The organism is Empedobacter sp. UBA5987, assembly GCF_002429865.1.
Classification (GTDB): Bacteria; Bacteroidota; Bacteroidia; order Flavobacteriales; family Weeksellaceae; genus Empedobacter; species Empedobacter falsenii_B.
This window is the reverse complement of sequence record NZ_DJBB01000005.1, coordinates 1-10,131: the sequence shown is the minus strand read 5'-3', so window position 1 is coordinate 10,131 and position 10,131 is coordinate 1. Positions and strand designations below refer to the sequence as shown.

At 29.7% G+C, this 10,131-nt stretch carries 10 protein-coding genes; 4 read left to right on the top strand and 6 right to left on the bottom strand.

What is annotated here, in order from left to right; all coding sequences use genetic code 11:
* Positions 1-114: 114 nt before the first annotated feature.
* Positions 115-2,175 carry a hypothetical protein gene (locus B3J26_RS00510; protein WP_291072650.1) on the bottom strand — a complete coding sequence of 687 codons (2,061 nt, stop codon included), beginning with the start codon at positions 2,173-2,175 and terminating at the stop codon, positions 115-117.
* Entirely contained in the window at positions 2,172-3,707 is a 1,536-nt protein-coding gene (locus B3J26_RS00505) for a T9SS type A sorting domain-containing protein (RefSeq protein WP_291072648.1), read from the bottom strand. The genes B3J26_RS00510 and B3J26_RS00505 overlap by 4 nt, the downstream gene beginning before the upstream one ends.
* Positions 3,708-4,220: 513 nt before the next feature.
* On the opposite strand from B3J26_RS00505, the gene B3J26_RS00500 reads away from it, so the two are divergent.
* The 4 genes from B3J26_RS00500 (at position 4,221) to B3J26_RS00485 (ending at position 5,972) form a co-directional block, all read left to right on the top strand.
* The gene (locus B3J26_RS00500) at positions 4,221-4,976 is read left to right on the top strand and encodes a hypothetical protein (protein WP_291072646.1); all 756 of its coding nucleotides are present in this window, start codon (positions 4,221-4,223) and stop codon (positions 4,974-4,976) included.
* The gene (locus B3J26_RS00495) at positions 4,976-5,380 is read left to right on the top strand and encodes a DUF5675 family protein (protein WP_291072644.1); all 405 of its coding nucleotides are present in this window, start codon (positions 4,976-4,978) and stop codon (positions 5,378-5,380) included. The genes B3J26_RS00500 and B3J26_RS00495 overlap by 1 nt, the downstream gene beginning before the upstream one ends.
* 213 nt (positions 5,381-5,593) lie before the next feature.
* The gene (locus tag B3J26_RS00490; RefSeq protein WP_230475401.1) at positions 5,594-5,821 is read left to right on the top strand and encodes a hypothetical protein; all 228 of its coding nucleotides are present in this window, start codon (positions 5,594-5,596) and stop codon (positions 5,819-5,821) included.
* On the top strand, positions 5,808-5,972 hold the full coding sequence (locus B3J26_RS00485; protein ID WP_291072642.1) for a hypothetical protein: 165 nt from the start codon (positions 5,808-5,810) through the stop codon (positions 5,970-5,972). Before B3J26_RS00490 ends, B3J26_RS00485 begins: the two co-directional genes overlap by 14 nt.
* Before the next feature lie 29 nt (positions 5,973-6,001).
* Here B3J26_RS00485 and B3J26_RS00480 read toward each other — a convergent pair whose 3' ends face one another.
* The 4 genes from B3J26_RS00480 to B3J26_RS00465 all read right to left on the bottom strand — a co-directional run bounded on the left by B3J26_RS00480 (position 6,002) and on the right by B3J26_RS00465 (position 9,862).
* A complete protein-coding gene (locus tag B3J26_RS00480; protein WP_291072641.1) occupies positions 6,002-6,421 on the bottom strand; it encodes a DUF6943 family protein in 420 nt (139 codons plus the stop codon).
* A 1,176-nt stretch (positions 6,422-7,597) separates the two neighbouring features.
* On the bottom strand, positions 7,598-8,182 hold the full coding sequence (locus B3J26_RS00475) for a hypothetical protein (RefSeq protein ID WP_291072639.1): 585 nt from the start codon (positions 8,180-8,182) through the stop codon (positions 7,598-7,600).
* A 187-nt stretch (positions 8,183-8,369) separates the two neighbouring features.
* The gene (locus tag B3J26_RS00470) at positions 8,370-9,368 is read right to left on the bottom strand and encodes an IS30 family transposase (RefSeq protein WP_114998439.1); all 999 of its coding nucleotides are present in this window, start codon (positions 9,366-9,368) and stop codon (positions 8,370-8,372) included.
* Between the two features lie 20 nt (positions 9,369-9,388).
* A complete protein-coding gene (locus B3J26_RS00465; protein WP_291072638.1) occupies positions 9,389-9,862 on the bottom strand; it encodes a hypothetical protein in 474 nt (157 codons plus the stop codon).
* Positions 9,863-10,131: the final 269 nt, after the last annotated feature.

Genomic DNA, 10,131 nt, shown 5'->3' with positions numbered 1-10,131 from the left:
TCAAATTAATCAAAATAATAATACAATAATATTAAATAAAAACTCTACTTTTAAGTGTTCTTAACAAGGGGAAGATTACAGTGCAACTTTTATATACAATCTAATACAAATGCACTACCGGTTATTATAGTTAAATTCTTTTATACGTAGTAGGGAATTATCACTATCTTTTGAAAGTATTCTTTTTACTCTTAATCCTCCTAAAACTTTATAATCATTGGAAATATTTTCTTTTAAATTTAAATTTATTTCAAAGTTTGTATTATAATTTGGATTATTTAGTATTTCAATACTTCCATTAAATATAACTCTAAAATATATTTCCTCATTTTGAACTTCGTTATAATTATTTATAGTAATCTTATCTCCAGTACTTCTAAAAAAACCTTCAGGAAAATAATTACATACTGGAGGACCTCCTAATTCAGGAAAAGTTTCATAATTTGTTGAAATACTTCCTGGAGGACATGTTTTCTTATAATAATTTTGAGAAATTTCAAATTCTTCTATATCTTTTAGAATAGGTAGAGTTTGTAGACTATTATTAACATTTATTTTGCAATCAAATTGAATCTTACGATCATTTAATGATGTAGAATTACATTCATTTCTATCCGCAGTATTTAGTTGTATGAAATTACTATTATAAGAATTCTTTATATTATGATTATTAATTTTATCAGATAGTTGATTAGAGATACCTAAAATATTTAGTGAATTAAATCGATTACCTATATTAGGCTCAAAGATATATTCTTCATAACCTCCAGTTGGAAATACAATTTTATTTAAACTACTTGCTTTTGAAAAGTTACTATTAGCTGATCTTTCATTATCATTATTAAAATAGATTAATTCATCATTTAAAGGCTTTTTAAAAATTAAACTTGGATTTAATGATAGATTTTCAATTTCACCATTATAATAACCCCAGTAGTCTTGTGCGTATGAAAATTTACTTGGCAATTTAATTGTATCATACTCAAACTTATAAATTTCAGAATTAGGAAAATTGAAAACTAAAGAGTCTAATTTTAATCTATTATTAATATATTTTGAATTGATATTTGAATGAAATGGCGCACTATTAGATTCTGTACTATCAAAATAATCTTCATTTTTTAAAAGTAAAGATTTAATTAAACTATTCTTATTATAAACTTTTATACCTTCTAATTTCTGTGAATTTTTTAAATCTAAACGAGGTGTATTACTGTATTCAAATTTTACATATCCATTCTTAAATTTGATTGAATCTACAAAATGTTCTTCAACATATGAAATAGTATAAATGCTTGTAGATATTTGGTTTTCAGAACCATTTATATTTCTAGGTATACGTTTATAATACTCGATTAAATTTTTCTTATATGTATAACTAATTGTATCATTATTTGTATCAATGATTTGATTAATGTGCCAAACTGAGTTTCCTATGGGTTGTTCAACTTCATTTAACAATCCAGCATTTGTTTGTGTTTTTCGATTATTTTTTTCAACAAAATTTCTACCAAAAATATATTTGACACCTTTGGGATCTATAATCTCCCATTCGGTAATTAAATTATTTGTATACTTAGGGTTAATCCTAACTAAAGATGGATTAATTTGAGTAAAGTTATTAGTATTTAAATCGTAAACAAATTTTCCAGAATAATTTGGAATTGAATAATTAAACATATCAGCTTCCATATCTATTTCTGAAGGAAAACTACAATCATGATATATATTGTTGCTATTTATTGAATTTAAAATTTTTATGCCGGTACTTATAAAACCGCCACATCCTTCTTCAAAACTAATAAAATCATCAATTATACCATTTATTTGCCGTGAAACGATACCTCCATAATTTAAACTCCATCCAAGTCCGATATTACTTGATTCTTGTTCTACTTTTACACCGTTACCAGAATAATCAATAGAAATAGGTATTGTTATATTACCTTGATTAATAGTGTATACAGGAATACTTGTAGTTAATGAACCAGTATTTAATGAAATATTAGAAAAATCAATATATTTGTTAAACTGTGTGACATTCGGAGAATTTTCAAAACTTGGAATATAATTATTTGAACTACTAAAATTTTGCTGAGCAACTGAAATAGTGCAATTACCAAGCATATATAATACCAAGTATAATTTTAGATATTTATAATATTTTAATTTCATTTCTTTATAACTTTAATAGATTCTGACTGACCATCATATTTTACATTTATTATGTAAACTCCGGATGGTAATTCACCTAAATGAATTGGAGTGGTATGGTATTTAACTTTTTGAGATTTTATAAATTGACCATTTAAATTGAAAACTTCAATTGTAGCGTTTACAAAATCTTTATTGATGATTACGTTTGTAAAATCAGCAGTAGGATTAGGATAAGCTTCTATAAATTGACGCGATGAAGTAGTTGTTTTGTCGCCTAATTTGACAATTAAGAAGTCTTGCCCTCCATTTGTTGAAGAAGATTTATTACCACTTTGATTGGAGTCAGAATTTCCAATTAATACTAATGATCCATCGCGTGTAGTGATTGCTTTGGATAGAAAATCATAGTGTCCGCCTGAAACTATTTTGGACCAAATAACTTCTCCGTTTTTATTGTAAATTTCAGATTTGAAACTACTAACAGCATTAACGTTACCATTTTTATTTTGGTATTTTACATTGTTTCCACTGATTAAGAAGGTTGTAGAATCCAATAATGAAATATCCTTTATAACACTTGCAGTTTCTATTTTTTGTTTAAATTTTTTATTTAATATCAAATCTTGATTAATTGAAGAAACAAATATTTCTCTTTGCTCATCTTTAATTTGAGTACCTACTAGTATTATTTCATTTAAATTTTGATCAACATAAATGTTATCTAGTTGTTGTTCCTTCTCTGCATAATGATTGTATTGATCAACTAATTCTCCTTTATCATTTAATTTAGAAACTTGCCAATATTTAATCTTCTCTATTATATCTGTTTCAGAATTTGAATTACCGAGAATAAAATAACTATCATTGATTTCAGTAACACCTATAATTTCTTCTATTCCATTACCTCCGAATGAATTTTCCCAAACTATTATCCCATTAGCATCTAGTTTTATGACCCAATAGTCTAATGATTCATTTGCGCTTACTGATTTTACAGAAGATTTAGGAGAATCAGAAGTACCAGCAACTAAAAAACCACCATCTGAAGTTTGCATTATTTTATTTAGGTATTCATTTCCTAAACCACCAATCGATTTTTGCCATTGGATTTCGCCTTTAGGATTTAGTTTAATAATCCAATAATCAGAATAACCAAAATTTGGCTCTGTTTTATCGCCAGATAAATCGGAATTAGAATATCCCGCTAAAAGATATCCACCATCTTTAGTTAAAATGGCAGTTGAAAGAATATCGTCTTTATTTCCTCCAAAAGAATTCTGCCATTCTTGTTTTCCGTTTTCATCCATTTTCCAGATGAAGTAATCTAAACCACCTTGGTTATTTTTTTGAATATCTCCTGATGCATTTGAAGTTGAACTTCCGATAAGTAGAAAACCATAATCGGGTGTAGCAATTGCGTCAAAAAGATATTCTCCATTTTCACCACCTATACTTTTTTCCCATAAAACATCATCAAATTTATATTTTTGATGATCTTGAGCATATATAAAAGAAGATATGGTGAAAAGAAGTAGAAATTTTCTTTTCATATTTTAGTGTTATTGCGTATAAAATTAAGTAATTACATGATAAACAATTATTTAGTTGGTAAATATTTGTATTTTTTGACGAATAATTTCTTTAATTTTAAAATTTATATTATTGATTTTCAGTATCTTGTAGATTGCGAATAATTTTGACCCCCAAATACTCTCCTAATTCTTCCCAGGTAATAACTTGATGAGGTTGCTTATTATAATGCGTTTTGATTTGGTTATAGATGCGAAGTGATTGCCTATAACTTTTGCCTGTGATGATCTGGATGTCCTTTGGGTAAACGCAAATCCTTTGTAACTTCTTGTTTTGCATAATTATACATTTTCATACACTATCTACGCTTTATCTATACTGTATATATACTTCATCTATGTGTCAAATGGTGACAAAAGATGAATAAAAAGTCATTTGGTAAAGGCTGGTTTTTATAAAGTTACAACAATTCTTAAACTTGTATTGTACACCGTTGACAGTCAGAATGTTGAACGAAAAAAATGTTGTAAAAAATGGCAAGACAAAAAGGTATTATTAAGCTTTTGGGTACTGTGGGAGACATTACCTTTTACAAAGCAAAAGAAGGATTTTTAGCACGTGAAAAAGGTGGCGTGGATAAAAACCGAATTATGAATGATCCCAACTTTCAGCGTACACGTGAAAATGGTGAAGAGTTTGGACGAGCAGGTGCATCTGGTAAGATGTTGAGAACTGCGTTTCGTGCGGTGTTGTTGAACTCTGCTGATTCGAGAATGGTTGGTCGTTTAACGCGTGATATGGTTAAGGTGATTCAGACCGATACGGTGAGCGAACGTGGACAACGTAATGTAATTGATGGAGATTTATCATTGTTGAAAGGATTTGATTTCAATATCAATGGGAAGTTATCGACAACGATTTATGCACCATACACAACGACTTTGGATCGTGTGGATGGAGATGTCATTGTGGATATTCCGGCATTCGTTCCGATTAATATGATTAATGCACCATCTGGAACAACACATTTCAAAATTGAAGCTGCATCTGCGGATGTCAATTTCAATGATGGGGCGTTTAATGTGTCGAATGCTGATACTGGGATACTTCCTTATGATGCGGTTGCAACTTCAGCGATTAGCTTGGCGACGACTTTACCTGCGAATAGTTCAGAACCAATCTTCTTGGTACTGGGTGTGGAATTCTATCAAGAGATTAATGGTGAGAAGTATGTGCTTAAAAATGGAGCTTACAATGCGCTGCAATTAATCGAGGTTAGTCCTGCTTAATGAAATTAGAATTAATCAGAACGTATTTCCCTAATGGAACAAATGGTATTCTTCAAAATTCGAAGGGCATCATTTGTTATACGATTGAGTTGCCTTGGTTGGATAATGAAGTGAGAAAATCGTGTATTCCGGAAGGGAAATATGTTTTAGCAAAACGATACAGCCAAAAATATGGTTGGCATATATGGTTAAAGGATGTACCGAACAGGACTTATATTCTGATGCATCCTGCGAACAATGCAAAAAAGGAATTGTTAGGCTGTATTGCTCCGGTGACTTCCTTAGGTGGTGCTGGAATTGGATGGGAAAGTCGGAAGGCTTTTAATAAAGTGAAGGATTTGGTTTATCAAGCGATTGATAAAGGAGAAATTGTAACTCTTGAAATTAAATCTGTTTCACTTTAGTTGATATGTTCATTTTTGTCTTGACACAAAAACGAACCAAAAAAATCAAGGCTATAAAACGATCGACCTAAAAATGAAACCGTGATCCGGGAATGAATTAAATCGCTCCCTACGGTCGGTAATTCATTCTTAACCTTCTCACGTTTCATTTTCTTAACGGTATCGTTTTAAATACCAATTCTGATGTCTAATATTTTAAAAAAAAATTAACGGATGAAAATAATTGATCGATTACAATCCCCAACGCCTAAGTTGTTTCAATGGCTCCGAAATATCGGTTTGGTTTTAGCTGCTGTTGGTGGAGTGCTTTTAGCTTCACCAGTAGCATTACCGGAATGGTTAAATGATCTTGGCGGTTATTTAACGGTTGCAGGTGGTGTGTTGGGAGCAGTGAGCCAATTGACGGTTGTAGATGGCGTGAATAAAGATGATACAGGATAGTCAAATGAAAATGGGGGTTCTCTGTGGTACAATGTTTAGTATCATTGGGAATTTAGGCTTGAATGATATTGTACAGACGGCAGTTTTAGCTGGTGTAGGTGCTTTTGTCAGCTTTATCGTATCTTATTTATTAAAAAAAATAGAAAAATAAAAAGGCTCTTCGTGTGAAGGGCCTTTTTTTTACTTGATGTTTCGCATAATATACACCTGCTTTAATTCTCGAATAAGTTCCAATTGCTTTGCAATGGATGATTCATACTTCTCTAATTCGAGGTAGCGTTTAAAGTCAGTTTCAAATCTTCGGTAATTGTTGAAAGCTTTTTTAGCTTTTTCCGTAACTACATTTTTAAAATCTTGGATGCGAATAAATGGAATAACTGAACCATATAAATAATTGTCGAATGCATTGGTCTTCCAGGCTGCATAAAGAATTGCTTTGTACGTTTCTTTTTGTTTCCAATTGGTACAACGAATGACAAAACAATTAGGGCAAGGTTCTTCCAGTGGCTTTCCCACGTTTAGACCTTTGGATAAAGCAAATAGATCATTTGACTGAATCTCTACTTTGGCTGAATAATGTTTAATTTCTGGTAAGTTCATAGCTTGGCATTTAAAAATTTATGCTCGCCATGCTTCGCAGGATATTCTTTAAAAGAAAAAACGAAAAAAAGAAAGCTCTTCGATATAGCAGGATCATTTTTTAAGGCAAGGTTTTACATCCAAATACAACCTATATAGGTGGAGATTTTGATGTAAACCTGCAAGGCTTGACCTTGACTAAAAATGAAACTGATAGACCTTTGCGGTTCTTTTTGTTGAATTTTTGGAAAGTCGAATTGACTTGATTTGATGTTTCAATTTGGAAGTGGAATTGTCTTTTTTCAATGTGGGTTTTCTTAGCATTAAAAATTTCAATCGGGGAAATATGCGCAGGCGAAGAAAAGCATGCTTCTATTTTAAAAGGTGGTGAGGATATGTAGTGGAACATCCGTCAGGATGTTTTACTACACCGAGCCAATTGGTGTGGGCTAATAAGCAATCAAGCAGCACAAAAGTGAGGGGTTACGAATTGCTTGCAATGGAGTACTGAACGATGTGATGCGACTTGCTGTTTAGCGCAATCACAAATGTACCTTGTATAAAACTTTGCTTTTCTGAGCCTGTAGCTACTAATGGGGTGGCGGGGAAATGGGGAAATTTTATCGCTTATCAAGCATTTTTTGTGTAGAACGAAAGCCCTGATCAGCATTGGTTGCTTTTGTTTTTCTGCTTTGTGAAAAACAGTTCTTAGCAACGAATGCTAGGGCTGGTTTGTGGAGTTTGGTGAATGAAACGAAACGTAATGAAATGGAAGTACATTATTTCCATACTGAAATGGAATGAAGTAAAGTGGAATGAACCTAACGGAGTAAATCGTTTGTGCAAAAATGATTGTTGCGATAATTTAAAACCTCAACAAGAGCAAAAAACGATATGAAAATTGGGGAACATCGGACAGGTAATGGGGCCGCTATTTTACATAATGTGATTATAGTGGCTTTACGCCCGTTAGCCCGTAGGTGACTATAATGCCACGTTATGTAAATATAGCTTGGGTGGGGCGGCTGGTTGCTCTCTGTTTTGGAATGTGATGGAAAAAGTTTTTTGCTTTTGTTGGCAGATGGAATTAGCAAAATGTGACCCTGAAATAAATTCAGGGTGACTGGAGCATACTTATTTTAAATGGAATTTATAAGAAGATTATTCTCTTTTTACTTCTCGATACAATTTTCTTTTCTATATTTTTAAATTAAAACCGTTATATAAAATGTAAATAATAGCTATTAAAATTATTATATCTAAAAAAATTAGATATTTAGTTATAAAATTTAAAGAAAAATTAATTTTATTCTTTATTATTTTTTTTTCTTTTAAAATAATATTTTTTTCTAAACCAGACTTCATTTCAATAATTTTAAAATCTCTTTTAAAATCTTTTTTGAGATTTTTAAGGTCATTTTTATAATATAGTAGTATATTATTATAGAAAATAGAATACGCTATGAAGATTATTAATATTAAACTGTTAATAAAAAATTCATTAGGTAATTTATAAGAAGCAATTGTACTTGCAGAAATTAATATTGGTATACTAACGGCCTGTGTATATATTTTATTTATTATTTCTCTTAAACTTAAAAAATATTTATCTTTTTCCTTATATAGATTATCTTTAAACTTATCAAATTCAAATTTTTTAGAAAATAATTCATAGTCCCTGATTGTATTTTCGTATAATTCATCTGACTTTTCAATAAAGGTTTCTAAAGAAATTTTTAACGATATATTAGAAATAGAAAATAAATTATTTTTTAAAAACATTTTAAAATCTAAGTGTTCAATAATTTGGATTAGATTATTAATATTTTCTTTATAATCAACTGTTTTAGATATTTGAGGTATATTGTTATAAGTGATTTTAAAAATTCCTTTTTTTTCACTGTAAATAACTATTTGGCGGTTTCAAGTTGCTAATGCAACGTTTAAGTAAAAATAGTAAAAAAAATGATTATTTGATTTGTTGAATAATCATTCGGTTAAAAACTTGAGCAGGTGAATATCCATCGAGCACTTTTCTCGGTCTTTCATTGAGTTCACGTTGCACCTTTTTGAGTTCTTTTTCTGAGTAAATAGAAAGGTCAGTACCTTTCGGGAAATAATCTCTTAAAAGTCCATTTGTATTTTCATTTGTTGGTCTTTCCCATGGCGAATATGGATGAGTGAAATAGACCTGCACTTTTGTATTTTTAGTGAATAACTTATGCTGAGCCATTTCGGTTCCATTGTCATAAGTCAATGACTTTTTCATGAGCTTTGGTAGCTTCTTAAATTCCTTCTCAAAAGCCTTACGAACAGTCTCCGCATTTTTGTCTTTTAGATGGACTAAAATCACTGCACGAGTTGATCTTTCGACCAATGTTCCAATAGCCGATTTATGATCTTTACCAATAATTAAATCACCTTCCCAATGCCCAGGAATCTCTCTGCCTATGACTTCTTGCGGTCTTTCATCGATAGAAATACGATCTTTAATTTTGATGTCTTTTGATTCTTTCGAACGAGCCGGACCTCTTGTTTTTTTCTTTTGTCTAAGCGATTCAATGAGTTTCTTTTTTAAGTGACTTTTACTGTGTAAATAGATATAAAAATAGATCGTTTCGTGGCTTACATTCATAGGTTTTTGATGTGGAAAATTCTGTTTTAAAAATATGGAAATTTGTTCAGGTGACCATCTTTTTTTAAGTTTAGCATGAACAATTTTTAGGAGCTTTTTATTGCTTAAAATTTTGCTTCTTCTATAGTTTTTATTCATCGAAATTTCAAAAGCAATTTGATTAGAAATGAAAGCATCATAAGCTCTTTTTTTGAATCTATTTACTTCTCTTGATATGGTACTTTTGTTTCGATTTAATAAAATAGCAATGGCTGAAATGGATAATTTTTGATCTAAATATTTCTCAATTTTAAATCGTTCTTGAAGGGTTAATCTTGTATAATTTTGGCTCATAACAACACTAAGTTAATAATTTATAGTGTTGCATTAGTTTTCTGAACCCGCGTTTGATTATTAGCATCATCAAAATGATCACAAAAATTCTTAGATTTTATAGAATCAAAAAGTAAATAATAATAATATAAGTTTTTTACAAATAGATCGAATTCAATTACAGCATCTATTTGTGAAAATTTCTTTTCATTTGAATTGAAATAAATCCAATTAAGTTTTTCATCGAAAACTATAAAATCATCCTTTAAATTTGCTTCATTAAATGAATTTAAAATTGAAGGAGTATAAAAAACTTTAACCTCTTCTAAATATTTTGAAATATTTAAATTATATAAATTATCTTCCTCATAGTCTTCACTATAATCTAAATTTATAATATCTAATTTTGGGATATTTGATTTTTTTACTTTAAAAACATTATTTTTAAAGCAAAGATTATCAAAATCGATACTTTTTATTAGTTTAGATAATTTAGATTCTATTTCAGCCACCATTTTCTTTAATTTGATTTCTTATTGCGCTTGCTAAGTTTTCAGAAGTAATTATTATTTGATTCTTATTATCTCTATGAAATTTTATTTTATTATTAAAATCTTCAATTTTAAACCCTAAATTTATATTATCAGCATTAACTTTTATGTTAATCAAATTTTTTAGAATACTGTTAGTAGTTTTGAATTCACTGTAATCTCCCCCTTGTTAAGAACACTTAAAAGTAGAGTTTTTATTTAATATTATTGTATTATTATTTTGATTAATTTGA